27 protein-coding genes are annotated in these 23,467 nt (G+C 66.2%); 12 read left to right on the plus strand and 15 right to left on the minus strand.

The features are described 5' to 3' along the window. Positions 1 to 26 precede the first annotated feature (26 nt). Together GO615_RS02160 and GO615_RS02165 are read left to right on the plus strand one after the other, a co-directional pair. Entirely contained in the window at positions 27 to 452 is a 426-nt protein-coding gene (locus GO615_RS02160) for a VOC family protein (RefSeq protein ID WP_169125403.1), read from the plus strand. Between the two features lie 66 nt (positions 453 to 518). Beyond that, positions 519 to 1,451 carry a calcium/sodium antiporter gene (locus tag GO615_RS02165; protein WP_169125404.1) on the plus strand — a complete coding sequence of 311 codons (933 nt, stop codon included), beginning with the start codon at positions 519 to 521 and terminating at the stop codon, positions 1,449 to 1,451. Between the two features lie 126 nt (positions 1,452 to 1,577). On the opposite strand, the gene GO615_RS02170 is transcribed toward GO615_RS02165, so the two are convergent. The 4 genes from GO615_RS02170 to GO615_RS02185 all read right to left on the minus strand — a co-directional run bounded on the left by GO615_RS02170 (position 1,578) and on the right by GO615_RS02185 (position 5,510). Next, positions 1,578 to 2,645: a sulfate/molybdate ABC transporter ATP-binding protein gene (locus tag GO615_RS02170; RefSeq protein ID WP_169125405.1), complete on the minus strand. Its 1,068-nt coding sequence runs from the start codon at positions 2,643 to 2,645 to the stop codon at positions 1,578 to 1,580. Further along, positions 2,642 to 3,538 (minus strand): sulfate ABC transporter permease subunit CysW, encoded by an 897-nt coding sequence (gene cysW / locus GO615_RS02175; protein ID WP_169125406.1) that lies wholly within the window; start codon positions 3,536 to 3,538, stop codon positions 2,642 to 2,644. The genes GO615_RS02170 and cysW overlap by 4 nt, the downstream gene beginning before the upstream one ends. Continuing rightward, the gene (cysT, locus tag GO615_RS02180; RefSeq protein ID WP_169125407.1) at positions 3,535 to 4,431 is read right to left on the minus strand and encodes a sulfate ABC transporter permease subunit CysT; all 897 of its coding nucleotides are present in this window, start codon (positions 4,429 to 4,431) and stop codon (positions 3,535 to 3,537) included. Before cysT ends, cysW begins: the two co-directional genes overlap by 4 nt. A gap of 83 nt (positions 4,432 to 4,514) precedes the next feature. Then, on the minus strand, positions 4,515 to 5,510 hold the full coding sequence (locus tag GO615_RS02185) for a sulfate ABC transporter substrate-binding protein (protein WP_169125408.1): 996 nt from the start codon (positions 5,508 to 5,510) through the stop codon (positions 4,515 to 4,517). 330 nt (positions 5,511 to 5,840) lie between these two features. On the opposite strand from GO615_RS02185, the gene GO615_RS02190 reads away from it, so the two are divergent. Genes GO615_RS02190 through GO615_RS02200 form a run of 3 tightly spaced genes read left to right on the plus strand, consistent with a single transcriptional unit; the run spans position 5,841 to position 7,214 of the window. After that, positions 5,841 to 6,137, plus strand: a complete 297-nt coding sequence (locus GO615_RS02190) for a DUF1330 domain-containing protein (RefSeq protein ID WP_169125409.1) — start codon at positions 5,841 to 5,843, stop codon at positions 6,135 to 6,137. Then, on the plus strand, positions 6,127 to 6,567 hold the full coding sequence (locus GO615_RS02195; protein WP_169125410.1) for a disulfide bond formation protein B: 441 nt from the start codon (positions 6,127 to 6,129) through the stop codon (positions 6,565 to 6,567). The genes GO615_RS02190 and GO615_RS02195 overlap by 11 nt, the downstream gene beginning before the upstream one ends. Further along, positions 6,564 to 7,214, plus strand: a complete 651-nt coding sequence (locus GO615_RS02200) for a DsbA family protein (RefSeq protein WP_169125411.1) — start codon at positions 6,564 to 6,566, stop codon at positions 7,212 to 7,214. Before GO615_RS02195 ends, GO615_RS02200 begins: the two co-directional genes overlap by 4 nt. 123 nt (positions 7,215 to 7,337) lie before the next feature. Here GO615_RS02200 and GO615_RS02205 read toward each other — a convergent pair whose 3' ends face one another. From GO615_RS02205 to GO615_RS02215, 3 genes are all read right to left on the minus strand, one after another. Then, positions 7,338 to 8,000, minus strand: a complete 663-nt coding sequence (locus tag GO615_RS02205) for a YceI family protein (RefSeq protein ID WP_169125412.1) — start codon at positions 7,998 to 8,000, stop codon at positions 7,338 to 7,340. A gap of 61 nt (positions 8,001 to 8,061) precedes the next feature. Then, a complete protein-coding gene (locus tag GO615_RS02210) occupies positions 8,062 to 8,925 on the minus strand; it encodes an MCP four helix bundle domain-containing protein (protein ID WP_169125413.1) in 864 nt (287 codons plus the stop codon). Positions 8,926 to 8,930: 5 nt separating this feature from the next. Further along, complete coding sequence (locus GO615_RS02215) at positions 8,931 to 9,173, minus strand: DUF8082 domain-containing protein (protein ID WP_169125414.1); 243 nt, start codon at positions 9,171 to 9,173, stop codon at positions 8,931 to 8,933. 253 nt (positions 9,174 to 9,426) lie between these two features. Between GO615_RS02215 and GO615_RS02220 the strand changes: the two genes are divergently transcribed. The 5 genes from GO615_RS02220 (at position 9,427) to GO615_RS02240 (ending at position 14,319) form a co-directional block, all read left to right on the plus strand. Next, positions 9,427 to 11,487, plus strand: coding sequence for an ATP-binding protein (locus GO615_RS02220; protein WP_169125415.1), 2,061 nt, complete (start codon positions 9,427 to 9,429; stop codon positions 11,485 to 11,487). After that, entirely contained in the window at positions 11,484 to 11,855 is a 372-nt protein-coding gene (locus tag GO615_RS02225) for a response regulator transcription factor (protein WP_169125416.1), read from the plus strand. Before GO615_RS02220 ends, GO615_RS02225 begins: the two co-directional genes overlap by 4 nt. Further along, positions 11,852 to 12,325, plus strand: coding sequence for a chemotaxis protein CheX (locus GO615_RS02230; protein ID WP_169125417.1), 474 nt, complete (start codon positions 11,852 to 11,854; stop codon positions 12,323 to 12,325). Before GO615_RS02225 ends, GO615_RS02230 begins: the two co-directional genes overlap by 4 nt. Before the next feature lie 140 nt (positions 12,326 to 12,465). Continuing rightward, the gene (ppnN, locus tag GO615_RS02235) at positions 12,466 to 13,887 is read left to right on the plus strand and encodes a nucleotide 5'-monophosphate nucleosidase PpnN (RefSeq protein ID WP_169125418.1); all 1,422 of its coding nucleotides are present in this window, start codon (positions 12,466 to 12,468) and stop codon (positions 13,885 to 13,887) included. A 162-nt stretch (positions 13,888 to 14,049) separates the two neighbouring features. After that, positions 14,050 to 14,319, plus strand: a complete 270-nt coding sequence (locus GO615_RS02240; protein WP_169125419.1) for a hypothetical protein — start codon at positions 14,050 to 14,052, stop codon at positions 14,317 to 14,319. A 107-nt stretch (positions 14,320 to 14,426) separates the two neighbouring features. Here the strand turns inward: GO615_RS02240 and GO615_RS02245 are convergent, their stop codons facing one another. The 4 genes from GO615_RS02245 to GO615_RS02260 form a co-directional block, all read right to left on the minus strand. Further along, on the minus strand, positions 14,427 to 16,616 hold the full coding sequence (locus tag GO615_RS02245; RefSeq protein ID WP_169125420.1) for a PhoX family protein: 2,190 nt from the start codon (positions 16,614 to 16,616) through the stop codon (positions 14,427 to 14,429). A gap of 124 nt (positions 16,617 to 16,740) precedes the next feature. Next, the gene (locus tag GO615_RS02250) at positions 16,741 to 17,079 is read right to left on the minus strand and encodes a hypothetical protein (RefSeq protein ID WP_246262110.1); all 339 of its coding nucleotides are present in this window, start codon (positions 17,077 to 17,079) and stop codon (positions 16,741 to 16,743) included. Between the two features lie 2 nt (positions 17,080 to 17,081). Continuing rightward, the gene (locus GO615_RS02255; RefSeq protein WP_169125421.1) at positions 17,082 to 17,537 is read right to left on the minus strand and encodes a PAS domain S-box protein; all 456 of its coding nucleotides are present in this window, start codon (positions 17,535 to 17,537) and stop codon (positions 17,082 to 17,084) included. Positions 17,538 to 17,635: 98 nt separating this feature from the next. Beyond that, positions 17,636 to 18,388, minus strand: a complete 753-nt coding sequence (locus tag GO615_RS02260) for a DUF2189 domain-containing protein (protein ID WP_246262111.1) — start codon at positions 18,386 to 18,388, stop codon at positions 17,636 to 17,638. 210 nt (positions 18,389 to 18,598) lie between these two features. Between GO615_RS02260 and GO615_RS02265 the strand changes: the two genes are divergently transcribed. Beyond that, complete coding sequence (locus GO615_RS02265) at positions 18,599 to 19,363, plus strand: Crp/Fnr family transcriptional regulator (protein WP_169125422.1); 765 nt, start codon at positions 18,599 to 18,601, stop codon at positions 19,361 to 19,363. Positions 19,364 to 19,387: 24 nt separating this feature from the next. Here GO615_RS02265 and fdxA read toward each other — a convergent pair whose 3' ends face one another. After that, on the minus strand, positions 19,388 to 19,711 hold the full coding sequence (fdxA, locus tag GO615_RS02270) for a ferredoxin FdxA (protein ID WP_169125423.1): 324 nt from the start codon (positions 19,709 to 19,711) through the stop codon (positions 19,388 to 19,390). Between the two features lie 259 nt (positions 19,712 to 19,970). On the opposite strand from fdxA, the gene GO615_RS02275 reads away from it, so the two are divergent. Then, positions 19,971 to 20,552, plus strand: a complete 582-nt coding sequence (locus GO615_RS02275) for a flavin reductase family protein (protein ID WP_211166916.1) — start codon at positions 19,971 to 19,973, stop codon at positions 20,550 to 20,552. A gap of 85 nt (positions 20,553 to 20,637) precedes the next feature. On the opposite strand, the gene GO615_RS02280 is transcribed toward GO615_RS02275, so the two are convergent. From GO615_RS02280 to GO615_RS02290, 3 genes are all read right to left on the minus strand, one after another. After that, positions 20,638 to 21,978, minus strand: a complete 1,341-nt coding sequence (locus GO615_RS02280) for a sensor domain-containing protein (protein WP_169125424.1) — start codon at positions 21,976 to 21,978, stop codon at positions 20,638 to 20,640. A gap of 63 nt (positions 21,979 to 22,041) precedes the next feature. Then, complete coding sequence (locus GO615_RS02285) at positions 22,042 to 22,830, minus strand: DUF2894 domain-containing protein (RefSeq protein ID WP_169125425.1); 789 nt, start codon at positions 22,828 to 22,830, stop codon at positions 22,042 to 22,044. After that, positions 22,823 to 23,467: an OmpA family protein gene (locus GO615_RS02290; RefSeq protein WP_169125426.1), complete on the minus strand. Its 645-nt coding sequence runs from the start codon at positions 23,465 to 23,467 to the stop codon at positions 22,823 to 22,825. Before GO615_RS02290 ends, GO615_RS02285 begins: the two co-directional genes overlap by 8 nt.

The following is a 23,467-nucleotide window of genomic DNA, read 5'->3' on the forward strand; positions in this document are numbered from 1 at the left end:
ACGCGCCCAAGCGCCAGGAGGAAAGCATGAAACCCAGACTCACAGTATTGACCCTCGCCGTGGACGACCTTGAGCGCGCCCTGCGCTTCTACCGCGACGGCCTTGGCCTTCCGACGGAAGGCATCATCGGCACCGAGTTCGAACATGGCGCCGTCGCGTTCTTCGACCTGCAGCACGGCGTCAAGCTGGCCCTCTGGCCAAGGAGCAGCCTCGCGCACGATGCGGGACTGGCGGTTGGAGGCCCCTCCTCGACGCAGTGTTCGCTCGGGCACAACGTCGCGACAAGGGAGGAAGTCGATGCGGTGATGGAGCAGGCCCGGCTGGCCGGCGCACGCACGGTGAAACCGGCGGGAGACACCTTCTGGGGCGGCTATGCCGGCTATTTTGCGGACCCGGACGGCCATCTGTGGGAAGTGGTCTGGAATCCGCATTTTGTTCTCGCCGAATATTAGGCCGGCATTCAAATACGGAGCGGCAAATTCCGGTATCTTCGTATCCATGACCGGGGTACCGTTTCGATGAACGACTATCTGGGGCTCCTCGCCGGCGTCGTGGCCGCCGGCATCGGCGGCGAACTCTTCGTGCGCGGCACCGTCGGCCTCGCCCACTGGGCGCGCATCTCGCCGGGCATCATCGGCGCCACGGTCGCGGCATTCGCGACCTCCAGCCCGGAGCTGTCGGTATCGGTGAATTCCGCACTCGACGGAACCCCACAGATCGCGCTCGGCGACGCGCTGGGCAGCAACGTCGTCAATGTCGCGCTGATCCTCGCGCTGGCGTTGGTGATCGCCGGCATCCAGAGTCCGCGCGACAGCCTCAGGCGCGATTTTCCCGTCGCACTGCTCGTGCCCGTGATCACCGGCGTGCTGTTCCTCGACGGCGTGCTGTCGCGCGTCGACGGCCTGCTGCTGCTGGCCCTTTTCCTTGCCTGGCTAAGTGCCGCCGTGATCGAGGCTCGCCGTCAGCGCAGCGCGGCCGAGGCCGTGATGGGCGCCCCACGCGCCGGTGCGGCAATCGCGTCCGCCGTCGTCGGGCTGGGATTCCTGGTCCTCTCAGGGAATATCATCGTCATTTCCGCGAAGGGGATCGCGACGACCTACGGCATCGACGAGTTCATCATCGGCGCGACCCTCGTCGCCATCGGCACGTCCACCCCGGAACTCGCCACCACCGTCATCGCGAAGCTGCGCGGCCACGACGAGGTGAGCCTGGGCACGATACTCGGCAGCAACATCTTCAACGGACTGCTCATCGTCGCGGTCGCGGCCATCATCCACCCGATCGAAACCGACTGGCGCGAAGTCGCCGTCGCCCTCGTCTGCGGCCTGATCGCGCTTGCCGTCACCTGGCCGCCCCGCGACGGCTTCATCAGCCGCCGCAGGGGCGTCATACTGCTCGCGCTGTATGCGGTCTACATCGTTGCCATCGCGCAAGGGCCGACAAGCTATTAACGCGGCAACCGAATAGACCACCCCCGTTCGCCCTGAGCTTGTCGAAGGGCGGGGTTCAGCAGGGCTTCGACAGGCTCAGCCCGAACGGTATTTGGTTGCCGGGTTAATAACGGCCCCGGTCGGAGATCAGAACAGGAAGGGCTGCTTTCCCGCCGGCGCCGTTGCTTCCGCCGCGAACACCTTGGCCTGCCGCGGCTTGATCCACACCGTCTTGCCGACCGGGAGCTCCAGGCTCGCCGCGCGTTCGCGCGTGAGCTCGACCTCGATCGTCTCGCCGTCGTGCTCGAGTTCGACGCGCACCAGCGGCCCGATCCGATGCACATGGCGCACTCCCGCCGTCATGCCGCCGGCCAGCGGCGCCACGTCGAGTTCGATGTCGTGCGGGCGCACGAAGGCGATCGACCCCGCCGTGGGGGCCTCCCCTTCCCGCTCGACCTCCGCCCAGCTTCCATGCAGGCGGCTGTGGAAGACGTTCACGTTGCCCAGGAACTGATAGACGAAGGGTGACGCGGGGCTGGAGTAGACCTCGTCGGGCGAGCCGATCTGCTCGATATGGCCGCGGTTCATCACGACGACGCGGTCGGCGACTTCGAGTGCCTCTTCCTGGTCGTGCGTCACGAACACCGAGGAGATGTGCATCTCGTCATGCAGGCGGCGCAGCCAGCGACGCAGTTCCTTGCGCACCTTGGTGTCCAGCGCCCCAAAGGGCTCGTCCAGCAGCAGCACCTTGGGCTCGACCGCCAGCGCGCGGGCCAGCGCGATGCGCTGGCGCTGGCCCCCCGAAAGCTGCGAGGGGTAGCGCTGCGCGAGCCAGTCGAGCTGCACGAGCTTCAGCAGCCCCATCACGCGCTCGCGGATCTCGGCCTCGCTCGGGCGCTCCTTGCGCGGGCGCACGCGCAGCCCGAAGGCGACGTTCTCGAACACCGACATGTGGCGGAACAGCGCGTAATGCTGGAAGACGAAGCCGACCTGGCGCTCGCGCGCATGCACGTGGGTCGCCTCCTGGCCGCCGAACAGCACCGAGCCGGCATCCGGCGTCTCCATGCCCGCGATGATGCGCAGCAGCGTCGTCTTGCCGCAGCCCGAAGGCCCCAGCAGCGCGACCAACTCGCCGGTCGGGATGTCGAGGGAGAGATCGTCGAGCGCGACGAAGTTGCCGAAGCGCTTGCTGATGTTGCGAATTTCGATGCTCATGGGCGTTCCGTGGCCACGGTCGGCGGCAGTTCGGTTTTTTCGGGCGGCAGATCGGCGGTCAGCATTTCGGTTTCCTTGCGCATGCGCCACTCGACGACGGTCTTCGCGACCAGGGTCACCAGGCCCAGGAAGGCGAGAACGGTGGCCGCGGCGAAGGCGCCGATCTGGTTGTATTCGTTGTAGAGGATCTCGACATGCAGCGGCAGCGTGTTGGTCTCCCCGCGGATGTGGCCGGAGACGACGCTCACCGCGCCGAACTCGCCCATCGCCCGGGCGTTGGCGAGGATCACGCCGTACATCAGGCCCCACTTGATGTTCGGCACCGTCACGCGCCAGAACATCTGCCAGCCGGAGGCGCCGAGCGAGATCGCCGCCTCTTCCTCGTCACGCCCCTGCGCCTGCATCAGCGGGATCAGCTCGCGCGCGACGAAGGGGAAGGTCACGAACAGCGTCGCGAGCACCATGCCGGGCAGCGCGAAGATGATCTTGATGTCGTTCGCGGCGAGCCAGGAGCCGAAGAAACCCTGGGCGCCGAACAGGATGATGAAGATCAGGCCGGCGACGACGGGCGACACCGCGAACGGCAGGTCGATCAGGGTCGTGAGCAGGCTCTTGCCCCGGAACTCGAATTTCGCGATCGCCCACGCCGCTGCGACGCCGAACGCGATGTTGAAAGGCAGCACGACCGCGGCGATGGTCAGCGTCAACAGCATCGCGGAACGGGCTTCGGAATCCTTCAGCGCCTCCCAGTAGGTCTGCGCACCCTGCGCGAAGGCCTCCCAGAACACCGCGATCAGCGGCAGCACGAGGAACAGGAAGAGGAAGCCGAGGGCGACACCCGTCAGCAGCAGGCGGACCCAGCGCGGCTCGGCGGTGGCACGGCGAACGGTCATGGACGGGCCTCCACCAGTGCGGCGGGTGCGAGCGCCTCGGCCGGCTCGGCATCGCTGCCCTTGGCGTGCCGGTTGGCCGCCCACCATTGCAGCAGGTTGATCACGAGCAGCATCACGAAGGAGATCACCAGCATCACCACCGCAAGCGCCGTCGCGCCCAGCAGGTCGTACTGCTCGAGCTTGGAGATGATCAGCAAGGGCGTGATCTCGGAGATCAGCGGCATGTTGCCGGCGATGAAGATCACCGAGCCGAACTCGCCGATCGCGCGCGAAAACGCGAGCGTGAAGCCGGTGAGCCAGGCCGGGAAGATGCCCGGCAGCAGTACCCGCACGAAGGTCTGCCAGCGCGTGGCGCCCAGCGAGGCCGCGGCCTCCTCGACCTCTGCCTCGATGTCCTCGATCACCGGCTGCAGCGTGCGGACGACGAAAGGCAGGGTCACGAAGATCAGCGCGACGACGATGCCCAGCGGCGTGAAGGCGACCTTGATGCCGAACTTGGCGAGGAATTGCCCGACCCAGCCGTTCTCCGCGTACAGGGTCGCGAGCGTGATGCCGGCGACCGCCGTCGGCAGCGCGAACGGCAGATCGACCAGGGCGTCGACGAAGCGCTTGCCCGGAAACGGATAGCGCACCAGCACCCAGGCGACGATCAGGCCGAACACGGCATTCACCGTCGCCGCGAACAGCGACGCGCCGAAGGTGACCCGGTAGGACGCCAGCGCACGCTCCGCGGTGGCGATCTCCCAGAAGTTGTTCCAGCTCAGTTTGCCGGTCATGAGGATCATGCCGCCGAGCGGTATCAGCACCAGCAGGGTGAGGTAGGTCAGCGTGTAGCCCAGCCCCAGGCGGAAGCCGGGCAGGACGCCATCCCGTTTGGCGGGAGTGGGAAACATGTCGAGAATCTAACCGTCAGTCGTGGGAATCGAAAAGCGCAGCGGCCCGCGATGGGGCCGCTGCGCATGAAAGGCCCGGGATTTTACTTCTGAACGTAGATCTGGTCGAAGCTGCCGCCGTCCTTGAAGTGCGCGGGCGCCGCCTTGCTCCAGCCGCCGAACACCTCATCCACGGTGAAGGTCTTGATCGCAGGGAATTGCGCCGCATGCTTCTTCAGCACTTCGGCGTCACGCGGGCGCAGGTAATTCGCCGCGGCGTTCTCCTGGCCCTCCTTCGACCACAGGTACTCGAGGTAGGCCTGCGCCTGCTTGCGCGTACCCTTCTTGTCGACGACCTTCTCGACGATCGCAACGGGGAACTCGGCCAGGATGGACAGGCTCGGGTAGACGACTTCGAACTCGCCGCGTCCGAACTCCTTCGCGATCAGCTCCGCCTCCGACTCGAAGGTGACGAGCACGTCGCCGATCTTGCGCTGCATGAAGGTGGTCGTCGCATCGCGGCCGCCCGACGCGAACAGCGGCGCGTTCTTGAGCATCGCGCCGACGAATTCGGCCGCTGCCTTGTCGTTGCCGCCAGGCTGCTTGAGCGCGTAGCCCCATGCCGCGAGATAGGAATAGCGGCCGTTGCCGGTGTTCTTGGGGTGCGGGATGATCAGCTGGGTGCCGGGCTTGGCGATGTCGTTCCAGTCCTTGATCGCCTTCGGATTGCCCTTGCGCACGATGAACACCATCGTCGAGGTGTAGGGCGAGGCGTTGTCGGGGAACTTCTTCGGATAATCCTTGGCGACCAGCCCCTTCTCGGCGAGGAAATCGACGTCGGTGGCCTGGTTCATCGTCACCACGTCGGCCTCGAGGCCGTCGGCCACTGCGCGCGCCTGCTTCGACGAACCGCCGTGCGACTGGCGCAGTTCGACGGTCTCGCCCGTCTTCTCCTTCCAGTGCTTCTGGAACAGCGGGTTGTAATCCTTGTAGACGTCACGCGCCACGTCGTAAGAGACGTTGAGCAGATTGGACTGGGCGGACGCGCCGGTGGCGAAGGCGAATCCGGCTGCGAGCAACAGGCTGGTCAGTTTCTTCATGCTGAATCCGATAGCGGGCGATGTGAGGAGAAGGCTCCGACGATAGCCCATGCCAGGATGTATGACAACGCATAAAACCTTATTTCCATATAACCTCATCACCTATACAACCCATCTTGCACCGCCGCAACGCGATATGCCGTCCCCGCACCCGCGCACGTACCTGGATCGATTGCACCGCACCGAACGAGACGCCATGCCGGTCACGGACGCGGAACCAATGACGTCGCTATGACTCGGATATAATCCGCGCCTTCCTGCCGCGACCTTCCGGTCCGGCGCAGCCTTGCCGCGCGGCGGCCCCTCGTTCCTCTGCCACCAGGACACCTGATGAAACAGAAAGCCCCGGCCTATGTCATCGGCCACATCACGATCAAGGATCCCGCCAAATGGGACCAGTACCGCTCGCGCGTCCCCGGCACGCTGGAGGGCTGGGGCGGAGAGCTGGTGCTGCGCGGCAAACGCGTGACCGTGCTGGGCGGCGAGCATGCGCACACCGATACCGTGGTGCTGCGTTTCCCCGACATCGATGCGCTCAACGGCTGGTTCAACTCGCCCGTCTATCAGGCACTGATTCCGCTACGCGAACAGGCCGCCGACGTCGTCCTGATCTCGTATGAAAGCTGATTCCGTCGCATCGTCCCCGGCGGGCTGGACGCCGCTGTTCGGGGCGTGGCTGGTGGCCGCCTCCTCCATGCTCGGCGCACTCTTCCTCGGCGAGGTCATGGAGCTGCCGCCTTGCGTGCTGTGCTGGTGGCAGCGGATCGCCATGTTCCCGCTCGTGCTGATCCTGCCCGCGGGGATGTTCCCCCTCGATCGTGGCGTGCTCCGCTACGCGCTGCCGCTGACGCTCGCCGGCTGGCTGGTCGCCCTGTTCCACGTGCTGCTCGTCGCGGGCGTGATTCCCGAGCGCATTCAGCCCTGCTCGCGCGGCGTCTCGTGCAAGGAGATCCAGATCGAATGGTTCGGCTTCCTGACCATTCCGATGCTGTCGCTGATCTCCTTCACGCTGATCGCCGGTTTTCTCCTTTTCGCCCAACGCAGGATGTCCAGATGAACCAGAAGTACATTTTCGGGATCGCCGCCGCCCTGATGGTCGCGGTCTTCGCCACCGCCACGCTCGTACATGATTCGGAGAAAGGCACCCGCCGCGACGAGGTCGCCGAACAGAACCGCGCAATCCTCGTGCGCGAGCACTCGCCGACGCTGGGTGAAGCCGAAGCGCGCGTGCACATCGTCGAATTCCTTGATCCGGCCTGCGAGACCTGCCGCGACTTCTACCCCTATGTGAAGCAGCTGATGGCCGCGGCGCCCGGACGCATCCGCGTGAGCGTGCGCTACGCGCCGTTCCACGACGGTTCGGAGCAGGTCGTGAAGCTGCTGGCAGCGGCGAAGCTCCAGGGCAAGTTCTGGGAGACGCTCGAGGCGCTGTTTGCCGCCCAGCCCAACTGGGCCTCGCACCACAACCCGCAGCCCGACATGGTGTGGAACTTCATCAACGGCGTGGGCCTCGACATCGAAAGACTGAAGGCCGACATGGCCTCCCCGGCGATCGACGCGATCGTCCGGCAGGATCTGGCCGACGCGCGCACGCTCAACGTGACGAAGACCCCGGAGTTTTTCGTCAACGGCCGCCCGATGCCCAGCTTCGGCTACGAGCAACTCAAGCAGCTCGTTGTCGACGAGTTGAATACCCAGTACTGAGCGTTACTGCCGCGGGACCACGGCCGTGGCCCGCAAAAGAATTCGGCCCTGCGGGATGGCAGGGCCGAACGTGATACCGAATGCAATCCATGCGGCCTCCCGGGCCGCACCGGCAGCCGACGCTTACTGGCGGATGCCTTCGATCGACAGCGCGATCTCGACGGTATCGCCGACCACGCGCGGCAGGCCATAGGTCATGCCGAAATCGCTGCGCTTGATCGTCGTCGTACCTTCGAATCCGGCACGGGTGTCGCCGCGCGGCCCCTTCCCTGCGCCCGTCAGCTTCAGGTTGAAATCGACCGGTTTGGTGACGCCGTGGATCGTGAGGTTGCCCGACAGGACACCCTCGCCACGGTTGTTCCAGTTCACCCGCGTCGACTCGAAGCTCATGGTCGGAAATTGCGCCACGTCGAAGAAGTCGGGGCTCTTCAGGTGGTCTTCCAGCTTCTGGTGCTTGGTGTTGACGCTGGCCACCGGCACCGTGGCGCTGACGGCGCTTTCGGCCGGTTTCTGCCCGATCACGAAAGTGCCCTTGATGTCGTCGAAACGCCCCATGAAACGGCTGACGCCGAGGTGCGAGATGAAGAAATAGACGTGCGAGTGGGCGACGTCGATCACGTAATCCCCGGCAGCGAGGTCGCCCGTAGCGGGCTTGGCGGCGGCGGTGCGTGTGGTCGTCTTGGTGGCGACGGCACCCGACGCCGACTGCTGCTGCGCGTGGGCAGGCAGCGCCAGGGCGGTTCCGAGGGCCAGGGCGAGGAGCAGCGGGCGGAGAGCGATACGCATGGGAGTTCCTTGTCTCAAGAGTTGCCGGATGATGCGGTAATGTGCAGCGAGGTGTCGGTTGTCAGCGGGAGCGCGCCTTGAGCCGGACGATCATCGCTTCCATCGTCACGCGCATGCGCTCGAGCGAAGCGGCAAGCCGCTCGAAGTCCTTGACGCCGCCAGCCTCGAATTTCTTGCCCAGGTCGCCCAGACTCATCTTGTCGGCCGATTCGATCAGCGACTCGAGCGGACGGGTGATCGACCCCGGGATCGTCGCGAGAAGGCCGCCCGCAAGCAGCAGGCCGGCCACGGCGAAGCCGATGTTCACATAATCGACGACATTGAAGTTGCTGCGGATGCGCTGGTAGGCATGGGCCGACTCTTCGGCTCGGGTGCGCGCCAGCTTCGTGGCTCCTTCGATCAGGACGCTGTTGAAGCGATCGACCACCGGGCGCAGCTCCTCGTTGGCGCGCACAGCCTTGTTGTAGGTCTGCGAACCGCCAGCCGTATCGCCTTCGTCAAGCATCGACACGTCATAGCTGAAACCTTCGACGATGCGTGCGAATTCCTTCTGGTAACCGTCGAGCGCGCCCTTCCACTGCGCGAATGCGGTGCTGTCGGCGGGAAGGTAGATGCCCTTGCTGTTGGCGACCATCGCTTCGAGCTGGCCGAGGATGCGCGCATGCGTGGCGTTCCAGTCTTCGAGCACGGCATTGCGCCCGTCGACGTTGCCTACGTAGATCAGGTATTCCTTCTCCTGGCGCCGCAGCTGTTGCGCCGACGCGAGGAGGTCGGTGATCTCGGTCGCGGCGATGAAGTTCCTGTTCACCGCCGTATCCACGAGGTCTTGGGTGCGCGAACCGTAGAAGAAGGTTGCTGCGCCCTGAACGAAGATGAACGCGAGCAGCACGGAGAAACCGAGGATCAGCTTGTTTCGGATGGTCATGACGGTCAGGAATTTGGAGTTGAGAGGAGTCCGGCGACGAGTTCCTTGATGATCCCGTCGCGATCGACGGTCTCGGGGAGCTCGCGCTGCAACCGGGCGAGGAAGGTCATCAGCTGGCGCGGGGGCAGCTCGCCATCCTCGAAGCCCAGATCGAAAAGGACATCATCGACGATGATTTCGCCCAATACGCCGATTTCACGCGCCAGGCGCTCGACGGTAAACTGCTTCCAGGACGGATTTGTGGACATCTGAACTTTCGCCGTATGCCGATTGCGGCAGGAGGCTGTCGCAATCGGCGATGGAACTTGTAAGCGGATATTACCGGGATATTCAGGAATGCATCAACCATAAACCTGACTGCCCGGCCATAAAATATTTCACACCCGAAAGGAATTATTTTCGATTCCCGCGCGGCGCGGGACTTGTAGCGTCCCGACACGAAAATGTAACAACCGAACTGTAGCCTCCGCGACCTCCGCCCCACTCCCACGGTCGCCCCGGATGCCCTCGCTGCAATCCTTCCTGCCCGGCAAATACCGCGTGCTCGTCATTGCCGTTGCTGCTTTCTTTTTCGTGAGCGTCGGGGTCTATACGCTCAACTACGTCCTGCTGCAGAACGTCGAGCGCGACGCCAGGGGCATCAACGCAGGCGGCAAGTTGCGCGGCTACTCGCAGCAGCTCGCCAAGGCGGTGCTGACACTATCGCATGAATCCGCTGCGGGCGACCCGATACAGACCAGCCAGGCGCAGATCTCGGAGGCATACCTGGCCTTCGACCTGGCGCTCGCCGAAGTGCAGGCCTTTGCGGCGGAATCGCAGGACGGCCCAGCGCTCGAGCTGGCGAACAAGCTCGACCGACAGTGGCAGCCGTTGCGGGATGCGGCGATCATGCTGCTGGCCTCGGCCACGCCCGAGCAGGCCGCAGTCGAGGCCGCGGCCACGCTGAGCAACACGCGCAACGTCCGCCTGCTGCAGCTCGCCGACGACCTGACGCGCGAACAGGAACGCCTCGCGGCGGATCGTGCGCGCTCGATGCGGGTGCTGCAGTCCGGCGCGATCACCGTCGCGCTGCTGATGTTCGCCTTCGTCGTGGTGCACGTTGCGCGCCGCCTGAGCCGCAGCGACCGGGAAGCGGAGCAGGCGCGGCGCGAGACGACGGACATCCTGCGCACGGTGCGCGAAGGCCTGTTCCTGATCGACCGCAACGGCACGATCGGGACGCAGCGTTCGGAACACCTCGCCCGGGTGTTTCCCCACCCGCTGGCGCCGGGCGACAATTTTCTCGTGACCCTGGCGGCACTGGTGACGCCGGAAACGATGGACTCCGCCCGGCAGTACATCGGGCTGCTGCTCAACGAACGGGTGAAGCCGGCGCTGCTGGCCGACCTCAATCCGCTGCAGCGGGTGCAGCTCGGACAAGCCGGTGGCTCGCGCGCGAAATATCTCAGCTTCACGTTCCAGCCCGTGCGCGACGGCGCGCGGAGCGGCATCACGGGGATGCTGGTCGCGGTGGCCGACGTGAGCCAGGAAGTCAGGCTGGAACGCGAACTCGCGGACGCCGAGGAACGTGCCCGCAGCGAGGTGGCCCTGCTGCTCGACGTGCTGGACAAGGATCCGGCGGACGTGCGTCGCTTCCTCGACGACGCGCGGGCGAAGCTCGACGGACTGAACGCGGCCCTGCGCGACGTCACCCCGGACGCGCGCGCCTACCTGACGACGGTGACAAAGGTGTTCCGCGAGGTGCATTCGATCAAGGGAGAGGCGGCGGCGCTCGCGATCGGCGCGGTCGCGGCGCAGGCCCACCGCTTCGAGGACGAGCTGGGCGCGCTGCGCCATCGCAGGACGCTGACCGGCGACGACCTCATCCCGGTTGCCACCGGGATCGGCCACCTGATGCAGGAGCTGGCGAAGATCGACGCGGTGATCTCGCGCCTCGCGGCCTTCGCGCAGCCTGCAGCCGACGCCCGCGCACAGGCCGGCGCGACCCATCCGGGAGATGACGCAGTCCTCCAGACGATGCAGCGCATCCAGCGGCTCGCGCTGGCGGTTGCATCCGACCTCGACAAGAAGGTGCGCATCGAAACCTCGCTCCCGCAGGTCGGCGCGATTCCCGAGGCGGTCCATCGCCTGTTGCGCGAAGGCCTGCCCCAGCTGGTCCGCAACGCGGTCGTGCATGGCATCGAGGCGGTGGCGGAGCGGCGGGACGCGGGCAAGCAGGAGGAAGGCCGCCTGCGCATCGAACTGGCGCGCTCGGCGGACGGGGGCCTGGAGCTCAGCGTGACCGACGACGGGCGCGGCATCGACGTGCATGCCCTGCGCCGCCGACTGACCGAAGACGGGCACCGGCCGGCCGCCGAGGTCGCCGCGATGAGCGACCGCGACGTGGTCGCAACGCTCTTCGCCCCGGGCGTCTCCACTGCGGCGTCCGTCAGCGAACACGCCGGCCGCGGCATGGGCCTCGATGTCGTCGGGGCGCTGGCACGCGAGACCGGCGCCCGGCTGAGGCTCGCGTCCACTCCGCGCGCCTACACGCGCTTCACCCTGCAATGGAGTCCCGCATGAAGGCAAGGCTACTGATCGTCGACGACTCGATGGTCATCCGCAATCTGATCGCACGGCAGATGCTCGACGAGCGCCTGCCGCCGATCGACCTGGTGGGCCTCGCCGGCGACGGCGAACAGGCGCTGGCCATCGCGCTGTCGAGGAAGCCCGACTTCATCACGATGGACCTCACGATGCCCAACATGGACGGAGAGGCCTGCATCGAACGGCTCGCCGAGGTCCTGCCGGGCGCTCGCATCATGGTGGTGTCCGCCCTGAGCGACAAGGCCACGGCGCTGCGCGCCGTCAGCAAGGGGGCACACGGCTTCCTGCACAAGCCCTTTTCCGAAGAACAACTGGTTGTCGCCCTGCTGGAGCTGATGAGTTGAATTTCCGCGCGTTGAACCACGAAGACATCGAGGTCTTTTCCGAAGCCATCTCGGCCTTCTTCCTCAACATGACGCACGAATCGGCCGTCGTGCGCACCGCCTACCTGCTCGATGGCAGCTCCGCCCCCTTGTGGAGCGATTTCAACGGGGTGATCGACGTGTCCGGCGGCTTTCGCGGCAGCATCACCTTTTCGGCGCCCCACGGCATGCTGTCGCAGGTATTGCAGGCGATCGGCGAACGCGAGCATTCGGTGGACCGCTGCCTCGATGTGGTCGGCGAGATCGCCAACATGATGTCGGGCCGCGCACGCCGCCACTTCGGCGAGGAACTGGCGATCTCGCCGCCGTCGGCCCGCCTGCGCACGCTTCCGCCGTCGGTCCCGCGCGCCACGGGTGTTCCCTTCGCGATCCCGCTGCGCTGGCGCGCACACGAGGCGAACCTGGTCGTGCACCTCGACATCCGCCGCTGACGCGGTCGGCCTGCGGAGCCGCAGCCGGCGTTGCCGGCATGCATTTCGCCACCGACACGCCTACCATGCACGGTTCCGGAGCGACGGACGGGACCACCGTCCCGCGCGGCCGATCAATCCCGAGCACGAGATCCCATTCCATGAGCAAGCCTTCATCCGCAAGATTCCCAGTCGTCGACGCCCAGGTCTCGCCCACCGGACGCATGGAGGTGCTGTCGCGAACGGAAGCCGCACGTCTCTCCAGCCAGGGCCAGGGCGGACTGCGGGAAACCTTCCGCAACTGCGCCCTCGCGGTGCTCAACTGCGGCAATCCGCTCGACGACGGCAAGGAACTCCTCGCGCGCTATCCGGACTTCGACATCGAGATCATCCAGCGCTCGCGCGGCATCAAGCTGGACATCCGCAACGCGCCGGCGAGCGCCTTCGTCGACGGGCTGATGATCCGGGGCATCCAGGAACACCTGTTCGCGGTGTTGCGCGACGTGGTCTATGCGAACGGAGACACCGGCGGCGCAGCCCCCGGCCGATTCGACCTCGGCAACTCGGAGGGCATCACCGACGCGGTGTTCCACATCCTGCGCAACGCCGGGATCGTGCAGCCGGTGATCCAGCCCAGCGTCGCGGTGTGCTGGGGCGGACACTCGATCAGCCGCGAGGAGTACGACTACACCAAGCGCGTCGGCTACGAGATGGGCCTGCGCGCGCTGGACATCTGCACCGGCTGCGGCCCAGGGGCGATGAAGGGGCCGATGAAGGGCGCGACGATCGGACACGCCAAGCAGCGTATCGGCAAGCCGCGCTATCTCGGCTTCACCGAGCCCGGGATCATCGCCGCCGAATCGCCCAACCCCATCGTCAATGACCTGGTGATCCTGCCCGACGTCGAGAAGCGCCTCGAGGCCTTCGTGCGCGCGGGCCACGGCTTCGTCGTGTTCCCCGGCGGCGTCGGCACGGCCGAGGAAATCCTCTATGTGCTGGGCATCCTGCTGCATCCGGCCAATGCCGCCCAGCCCTTCCCGCTGGTGTTCACCGGGCCGAAGAGCGCCGAAGAGTACTTCCGCCGCATCGACAGCTTCATCGGCGAGACGCTGGGCGACGAGGCGCGCAGCCGTTACCGCATCATCATTGACGACCCCGCCGCGGTCGCGCGCGAGATCCATGGCGGAATCGGCAGGGTGCGCGCCTTCCGCAAGGAACATCGCGACGCCTATTACTTCAACTGGCTGCTGCGCATCGAACACGAGTTCCAGCAGCCTTTCCGGCCGACGCACGCGAACATGCGGCGCCTCCGGCTGCACCGCGGCGAGCCGAAGCACCTGCTCGCCGCCGACCTGCGGCGCGCCTTCTCCGGCGTCGTCGCAGGCAACGTCAAGAACGAGGGCATCCGCGAGATCGAGCAGCACGGTCCGTTCGAGATCCACGGCGATCCGGAGATCATGGGGCCGATGGACGCCCTGCTCGCCTCCTTCGTCGCGCAGGGGCGCATGAAGCTGCCGGGGACGGAATACAACCCCTGTTATCGCGTCGTACCCGGTGCGCAGGCGATCGAACCCACCGTCTGAGCGGGCGAGACGCAGCCCTGTCACGGCGGCTGTGTTGCAGTAATGCCATGATCACCCGGCGGCATATGCCGCCGGGAAGTGCGCGGGAAATATGTTCGTAACGATTAGCGGGTAAAATTCCCCGAAAGAACAAGACCGAATAGCACCAATCCACCGACGATCATGAAAAGCCACACCAAAGAGAACTTCCTGCCGGCCGAACCCGGCTTCCACCGCGAGCGTGAAGACGGCCTCTACGACCCCGTCCGTTTCGTCTTCGTGAACGACCGAATGCGCGAGCGCATCCTGATCGAGCGCCGCGCCATTCTTGACGCCCTGCCGCCGTTCAACCGCGTGCGCCAGGAGAAGATCTTCAGCAAGTACGATCCGAACGAACGCCACCGGAGCTTCCAGAATATCCTGCGCATGTACGGCCGCCCGGCCAACGCATGACCGACGGTGTCGTCCGGCCCGAGCCGGACCGTTGAACGAAAAACGCGGCCTGGCCGCGTTTTTCGTTTGTGGCGCGGGCGCCGCCGGCGCCCGCCAGGACTCCCGCCTCAGACGCCGATACGCCCGCCGTCCGCGCGCGTGATGACAATGGTGGCCGAACGAGGACGTGACAGGCCGCCATCCGGCCAGTGGCTACCGAAGCTGCCAGCGGCGAAGTCGGGACGCGTGTCTTCGCCCGGATGCTGGATATTCACGAACAGCGCCTTGCCGTCCGGCGATTCCGCAACGCCGGTGATCTCACACTCCTTCGGGCCGACGAGGAAGCGCCGCAGGTTTTCCTCGCCGAGCGGCTTGCCGACGTGGGTATCGACCGTGCGCGTGCTCGTCCCGTCGCTGCTGACGATGGACCGCGGACCGCCGTCGCCGACCTCGCCCGGCACCGCCGCGAGCAGCATGCAGTTCGTGACGTCGGTGTAGGCGCCATCGTCCGTCTCCATCCACAGCACGCCGGTCGCCTGGCTGAACCAGAGGCCGTCGGGGCTGGAGAAGTCGTTGGCATCGGTCAGGCCGGAGATGTTCACGTTCGCCGCATCGGCCGTCGCACGCGCACCGAACAGGAACACGTCCCACCTGAACGAAGTCGCGGCGACGTCGCCACCGGCTTCCGCAAAGCGGATGATGTGGCCGTTGGGGTTGCCGCGCTGGTCCTGGCCCGTGGTCTTGCGGTCGTTGTAGAAGCGCGGATTGGCGGCATCGAGGCGCGAGAGCGGCCGGCTCGCTGCATTGGTGTTAGTGAGGGCCATGTAGACTTCACCGTTTCGTGGATTCACGGCGCCCCATTCGGGACGATCCATCTTCGTCGCGCCGGCCGCGTCGGCCGCGAGACGGGCATGCACGATAACGTCGGCCTGGTCGGCAAACGCATAGGCGGGGTTCGCAGGCGACACGTTGCCGACACCGAAGCCCAGCTCGACCCACTGGCCGGTGCCGTCGGCATCGAAGCGTGCGACGTAGAGCTTGCCGTCGTCGAGGTACTTGTCGCCCGCTGCCATGCCGCCGTTGGCGTCGTCCGGGTGCCACACGGCGTTCGAAACGTACTTGTAGATGTACTCGTTGCGCGAGTCACAACCCATGTACCACACCAGCGGGTGACCGACGCGAACGGGGCCCAGCCACGCGCCTTCGTGGGCGAAGCGGCCGAGCGCGGTGCGCTTCTTCGGCGTCGCCTGCGGGTCGAACGGGTCGATCTCGACGACCCAGCCGTAGGTGTTGGGCGCATTGCGATAGTCGTCGCTGCCGTCGGTCGAGGTGCCGAGCTTCATCGCGTTCCAGCGGCCGTAGAGCTCGTCCGGCGTATCGGGCGTGACGGTCGCCCACAGCTCGCGGCCGGTGCCGCGGACACCGTAGCGGGTGAAGGCGGTCACTTCCCTGGCGCTGCGGTTCGGGTTGTCTGTTGCCTCGATGCGGCGGAAATAGCCGGCCCAGTTTTCCTCGCACGTGAGGTAGGTACCCCACGGCGTGTGTCCGCTCGCACAGTTGTTGACGGTGCCGCGCGTGCGGCTGCCGTCGGGCGAGTACTTCGTGACCATGTACGGGGTCTTGCCGGCGGGGCCGGACAGCTCCATCTCGGTCAGGGTATGGATGCGGCGATTGAAGTGCGAGTCGCGCAGGTAGCGCCATTCGCCGCCCTCGCGCGCGATCTCGACCACGCTCACGCCATGCACGTAGAACTCGCGCAGCACCTCCTCCGCAACCGTGCGCACGCCACCGACGATGGTGGGGCCGTTGGGATGCAGGAAGGCCGGCGTGATCGCTTCGTGGTTCAGGCATAGCAGGCCGCGATCCGACTCGTTCTTGTGGTGCTTGGCGTTCGGACCGAGGCCGAAGTAGTGCATGCCGTCGTGGTGATCGCCGGCGCGCAACGCGAAGCTCTCGGCCGGGTCGGTGCCGTCGTTGAGGTACTCGCCCACGCTGCTGTCGATCGGATCGCCGAGACGATAGAGGACGGTATAACGGTAACCTTCCGGTACGGATACGGCATCGGCGAGGCTCTTCGCCACCGGGTTGAAGGCGAGCTTCGGCAGCTTGCGGCCGGGAGCGGCAGCCCCCTGCGCGGATGCGGCCGCGAAAGCCGGAGAAACGCCGCCGAGCATCGCCAGCGCGGCGGTGCCCGCGCCGCCGCCAAGCAGCTGACGCCGCGACAGGCGCGCCCGCAGGATACTGTCGAAGCCAGGATTGGTCGAGGTGTTGGTCGATTCGTCGTCGCTGTCGGGACGCAGGGTTTGCAGATCGTTCATTGAGAGTTCCTCTGTGGGATTACGCGATGCCGCTCGCAGGCGCACGGTAATCTGCAGAGGTTAAGAACTCATGACACGCCCATCGCAACGAATCGGGGGATGGCAAAGGCGCCGCATTGCGGAATCAATCGCTGGCGGCCAGTTCTGCCAGGCGCCGGGGTGATCCGATGGCGACGCCCAATCCCGACAGGCCCGGCCTGCCGCAGGCTTGCGCCCCAACGGCTGCAGCGAGTTCCGCCAGCTCTGGCGGAAAGTAGAGCACAAGCTCGCAATGCAGGCGGCCGAAGTTTTCGTGGCGCATCAACACCGCCGTCGTCGCGTTCCGCTCGCGCTGCTGTTCGAAGAGCGTGCATACGCGCTCCAGCTCATCGCCGGCCAGCATTGCATCACCGAGATGTGCCGCAAACCATTGCTCCATTTCTTCCCGCCAGTTGATCCCGGGCCGCCTCCGCGGCCGATTCATGCCTATTTCGGCCCCGACGCACGCACCGCGGTTTCCGCTTCCAGCGCGCGGATACGCTGCTGCAACTGCCTTTCATCTTCGCGCCTCTGCGTCGCATCGCGCGCCACGGCGACCGACCCCAGCACGTCGCCGCGCACGTCCGAAACGAGCGCAAAGCTCATCTCCACATAGATCGTGGCGCCGGCGGCAGTCGTCGATCGCGTGATCACGGCACGACCGCCGAGGCGGGTACGGCCGCTGGCTACCGCGCGGTGGAACCCTTCCCAATGCGCCGCGCGCAGCCGCTCGGGAATGATCAGATCGAGGCTCTGCCCGATCGCCTCCATGTGCGGAAAGCCGAACAGCGCCTCCGCCGCGGCATTCCAGATGCGGATCAGCCCTTCCCTGTCGGCGAAGATGACGGCGTCCGCGGTCTGTTCGACAAGCAGGCGGTTGATGTCGGTGACGTCGGTACTCAACGCTGGCTCCCCTGCGGCCGCGGTACGGCAGGTCGACTGTGGATGAAGGGCATGTATTCCTCCTGCAAGGGGTGGAGACGCGGGCTCGCACGACGGACTCAATCGGACTCGTCCGGGAACACCGTCCGGTACAGGCATTCGGTCGCGAACGCGGTGACGGGCAGCGTCACCGTCAGCAGCAGCGGCACGATGATCGACACGATGATCGTGCCCCCGAGCATGAGACTCCACGTGAGATTCGCCGGAATGCTGCGAAAGATCGCGCGAACGCTGGCACTCACGGCAACGACCAGGCTGGCGCGGCGCTCGATGAGCAAGGGAACGGCATAGGCGGTGATGCAGAAGGCAATCACCGCGAACAGCCCGCCCGCAACGATCGCTCCCAGGTGGAAGCGCAGGAGTTCCGTCGAAAACGGGAACAGCATCTTCCAGCCGGTGTAGCTGCGGCCCAGCATGAAGCTGTAGAGGATGCCGGCATCGGTCATCCAGATCACGAAGAGAAACAGGCAGACGAGCACGAGGCCCCAGAGTGCAGGGGACGATCCCAGGAAACCCGCGCCGACATCCCGCCAGGTCGGTTTGCGGCCGCTGCGCCGCGCCGCCGACATGGCGAAAAAGCCTGCCAGCAGGGCCGGCGCCACGATCAGGAAACCGCCCACCAGCGGCAAGGCCATCGGGGCCAGCCCGCCCGTGGCAAGCAGGGAAACGAGCCCCACGCCGAACACGGCAAACCCGCCCGCGTACAAGAGGCAAAGGGGCGAGGTGTCGGCACACACGCGCAGGCCGCAGGATACGGCGTCCATGACCTGTGCGGGACGGATATGCCGCGGCTCGGGGCGACGATCATTCATCGACATGGGACACCACGAAGGAGAATGCTCATTCCATCCTAGTCCGATTCCGCCCTATGGCATCGGATGAAGGAACGGATGTGTGGAAAGTTGTGGACACGACACAAAGATGCATTTTTATTGACTCTTTTGCAAGCCCCGCTATAGTCGGATTAACGGCCCTTGCACGACGTGCGTGCACGTGCCGTCAATCAACGCTCCGGGACCATCATGGGACACGCGGCCCCCTTGTCGCTCCTTCATCCCCCGACCGACGCCTGCGAAGCGCCGGGAGGAGCGCACGTTGACGCGCTGGCACGGCGACTCGGCACGCTCGAACTGTTCTCGCAAGTCGGGCGGGCCGATCTTTGCCAGCTTGCGCAAGGTGCGCGCCCGCGCCGTCTGGATCCGGGTCAATCGCTGTGGTTCGCCGGGGAGCACGCGAACTGGTTCGCGCTTATCGAATCGGGCGTGGTCCAGATCCGCCGGATGACCCCGACCGGGGAAGGCATTCTGGTCGGCCTGTTCCGGCGCGGCGAGGCGGTCGGCCTGGCGGCCGCACTGGAGGGGGGCGCGTTTCCGGCCGACGCCATCGCGCTGGGTGAGCCGGCGGACGTGCTGTCGATCCGTGTGGAGGCACTGCGCCGCGCACTGGGCGACTCGATCGCCGTTTCGCGCGCGATAAACGGGGCGCTGCTGCGACACACCGTCGCGCTGCGCGCGAAGATCGACATCGTCAGCGCCGGATCGGTACCGCGCCGCCTCGCTGCGTTGATGCATTATCTGATCGGGCGATTCGGCCGGCCCACCGCCACGGGCAGCATCATCGTCGACGTGCATCTCGGCCGCGAGGAGATCAGCCAGCTCGTGAGCGCCCGCGTCGAAACCGTGATCCGCATCCTGAGCCGCTGGCAGAAGGCCGGCTGGATCGCGTCGCGGCCCGGTCGAATCGAGATCATGCGCCCCGACATGCTGGAGCGGATCGTCGACTCCTGACCAGTGCAAAGCCTGCAGCGGCCCTCAGCGTTCGAGCAGGCCGAGCTTGTCCTTCACCTTGGCCCACACGCCCGCGTCCGCGGGCGCGGGCTTGACCTCGACGATCGGGATCCAGACCCTGGCGAGTTCTTCGTTGAGCGCGACGAAGTGGCGCTGATCGACCGGCACGTCGTCCTCGGCATAGATCGCATCGACCGGGCACTCGGCGACGCACAGCGTGCAGTCGATGCATTCGCTCGGATCGATCACGAGGAAATTCGGGCCTTCGCGAAACGCGTCGACGGGGCAGACATCGACGCAATCGGTGTGTTTGCACTTGATGCAGGCTTCGGTGACCACGTATGTCATGGCTTTTCTCTCTCGCGGGCAGTTCGTTTGGGGTGCGGGAGCAATGTAGGTCCACGCAGCGGCGACCTGAATGATAAAAATCATTCCCCCGCCCCGCACACCGACGGCGCGTCGAGTGCCGGAACTGACATCGGCGCGGTGCCGACACGCCGTCCCGCAGGGGCGATATAGTGCGTCGATCGACGCCGTCGGTACCATGTTCGGTCGAACGCGGATGCCGCCGGTGTCCCGTGCCCTTCGTCCAACCGGGATATCCAGAATGAACCACATGTCCGACTTCCGGCCGGTCGCGCCCGAACACGCCAGCCGACTCATCAACCACGGCCCCACGGTACTGGTGACTTCGGCAGACGGGTCGCGGCGCAACATCATGGCCGCCGCCTGGTCGATGCCGGTCGAATTCACCCCGCCGCGCATCGCCATCGTCATCGACAAGCACACCTATACGCGCGAACTGATCGCGAAGACCGGCGCATTCGGTATCTGCATACCGGGTACCGCGCTCGTCGATCTGACCTATGCGGTCGGTAACGCCAGCGGCCGCGATCTGGACAAGTTCGCGCGTTACGACATCGACGCCAAGACGGGGCCGGTACTGGGCATGCCGGTGATCGAGGCCGGCTGTTCGGCATGGCTAGAATGCCGCCTGATACCGGAACGGCACACCGAGGATGCCTACGACACGTGCTTTGCCGAGGTGGTCGCCGCCGCGGCCGACGCGCGCGTGTTCGCCAACGGCCACTGGACCTTCGACAGCGGCAACGCCGCCCTGCACACGATCCATCACCTGGGCGGCGGGAATTTCGTCAGTGCGGGCAACACGATCCGGGCGCGTACCTAGGTTTTCGGCGGCGCGGGCGGTCCGGCTAGCCCGGATTGCGCTTTCCGACGGAGGAGCAAGCCCCCCCGGCCCGTCCATCGCCCGATTACATCGCCTGAGAGGATCTGTTCCGTTTGTCTGCGTACATTGCAGCGTCGGCGTGCTGCAGGATCCGCTCGACTTCCTGGCCGTGTTCGGGATAGACGGCGATGCCGATGCTTGCCTGCGTGCGCAGGACGCAGGTATCGAGGTCGATCGGGTGACTCACTGCTTCCCGGATCTTGTCCGCGACGGCGCGGGCATCCTCGGGCGTGTGTACGTCCTCGAGCAGTACGACGAATTCGTCGCCGCCGAGGCGGGCCACCGTGTCGGTCCCGCGCACGCATCGCTGAAGCCGGCGGGCGACCTCCTGCAGCAGCAGATCGCCGTTTGCGTGTCCCAGCGAGTCATTCACCTGTTTGAAGTCGTCGAGGTCGATGTACAGCACCGCCAGGCGGGACTGATTGCGCACGCATCGGGCGACGACCGACTTGATGCGGTCGTTGAAGAGGCGCCGGTTCGGCAGTCCGGTCAGCTCGTCATAGCGGGCCGCGCGCAGCAGGTCGGCCTTGAGCTGGGCCCGATCAATGGCGATCGCGACCTGCTCGGCGACGAAATGCAGCAGCTCCTTGTCCTTGTCCGAGTAATGGATCCCCGGATCGCCTTTCAGCACCAGGGCGCCGATCGTGTCGTGCTGCGCGATCAGCGGCATGGCGAGCCAAGATCCGTCGTCGCTGGAGGACGCAGCATCGCCCGACAGCGCGGCCAGCGCGGCGTCGCGCAGGTGCATCGGACGGCCGCCGCAGATGACCTGGGCGCAGAACTCGCACGCGACGGGTTCGTGCAGGGTCAGTGGGTTGCCGTGGCGGTCCCTCTGGTAGGAGAAGCTGAGCTTCCTCGTCTGTCTGTCGCAGGTCGCGAGGGCAAGGCCCGCCACCGGCACCAGGCTCGCGATGATGCGGTGGATCCCGCGCAGCAGGACGTCGAGGTCCGCGGCTTCGTGTGCCGCTTCCGAGATGGCGAACGTGGCGCGCTGAATGGCCTCGGCGTGCTTGAGTTCGGTGACGTCGCGTGCCACGCCGATGCGCAGCCGGTCCCTTTCGGACCAGCGTGCGGACCACATGAGGTGCACGTGACGGCCGTCCTTATGGACGTAGCGGTTCTCGAAACCGATCCGCGAACGTCCCGCGATGACCGAGCCGGCCTCTTCGGTGGTCCGCGAGCGGTCTTCGGGGACGAGAAACTCGAACAGCTCCCGGCCGATCATTTCCTGCGGCGTGTAACCGAGCATACGCTCGCAGGCGGCGCTCACGTAGACGATGCGTCCGCCAGCGTCGACGAGAAAGACTGCGTCGAGCAGCAAATCGACAAAGCTGGGCAGGCGGTCGTCGTGCGCGGTCGTAAGCATTTGAATAGATTACTAGGATTCCGGCGAGCCGTGACAGGTTACCCGTCACGAATCGCCAACCGCTTACTTGCGCTTCTTGTCGCGCTCGCCCCGGACGGCGTTCTTGCCGCGTGTCGCGCTGTTGCGTACTGGATTGCGGCTGCTGTCGGCCTGGTCGAGCCACAGCAGGGCGTCGACGTAGGACATGAACTGTCTGAGGTATTCGGGAGAGATGTCGCGCATCTGCCCGAGCGCCTGCAGCACGAGGAAATGCGAGTTGAGGGGGCCGGCGTTTTCGGGGGCCTGGGCGAAGGCGTCGGATAGCTGACGGTCGAGGCTGAGGCGGGACCAGGTGCTGCGGAAATAGCTCAGGGACTTGAGTTCCGGCGGCGCGGTAAATGCAGCACTGCCGCCATGGCCACCGTGCCCTGCGTCGCCGCTTGCCCCCTCGGGCGTGTGCCGGCGGATGTGCGCGAGCAGTCCGGTCAGGGGCGAATGACCGCCCTGCCCCGCCAGCCGTGCGAGCAGGCGCTGCAGGCCGGCGAGGTCGCCGGCTTCGCGGCATTGCCGCAAGGTGTCGGCGGATTCGGGGAAGCGCGTGATCCCGCGTTCAAGCGCATCGCCCGCCCGGAGTCCGGAGGCGTCGAGACGCTCGCGGTAGTCGGACAGGGCTTTCGCCAGCCGGCGTTCCAGAACACCTCGGGCCGCGTCGCTGCAGGCTGCGGCACGGCGCGCCAGGGTCTCGATGAAGCGGAAACCCACCGGATCAAAGCGCTCGGCGTTCTGCGCCCGCAGGGCTTCGATCAGCGCGCCGGTATCGGCGCCGGGTCGCTGACCGACCGCCGGAGCCCCGCTCGAGCCCGCGTCAGCCATTGCCCCCGGCACCCGCCTTGCCCGTCTTCGGAACCGGCGCCATCTCGACGCGCCGGTTGCGCGAGCGTCCTTCCGCGTCGGCATTGGACGCGACCGGCTGTTCCTGGCCGAAGGCGGCGGCGAACACCGACGAGGACGGGATGCCTTCGTCGATCAGTGCGCGCGTCACCGTCAGTGCCCGCTGCGCGGACAGTTCGAGGTTATCGGCGAATTGCCGGTTGGTGTCGCGCACCGGCCGGTCGTCCGTGAAGCCGCTCACCATCAGCATTTCGTCGTTGACCGACAGGAAGGCGGCCAGCGGCGGCGCGAGGCTCTTCAGCAGCTGGCGGCCTTCCGGCTGTAGTTCGTCCGAGTTGAGCGCGAACAGCACGCTGCCGCTGATGCCGATGCGGCCGTTGTTAAGCGTGACGCGCCCCGCGGCAAGCGGCACGGCGAGGGCCTTCTCCAGAGCCTCGCGGCGCTGTTCCTCGATGCGGCGCTTCTGCACTTCCGCTTCCAGGCTGGTCACCAGGTCCAGCTGTACGCCGAGAACCCCGACGAGGATCAGCACGAAGGCTCCCAGCAGGCCCGACATCAGGTCGCCGAAAACCGCCCAGACCGGGGTGGAATGCTCGATGGCGCCGTCGAACTCGTCCAT

This window comes from Aromatoleum evansii (genome assembly GCF_012910805.1).
GTDB lineage: Bacteria > Pseudomonadota > Gammaproteobacteria > Burkholderiales > Rhodocyclaceae > Aromatoleum > Aromatoleum evansii.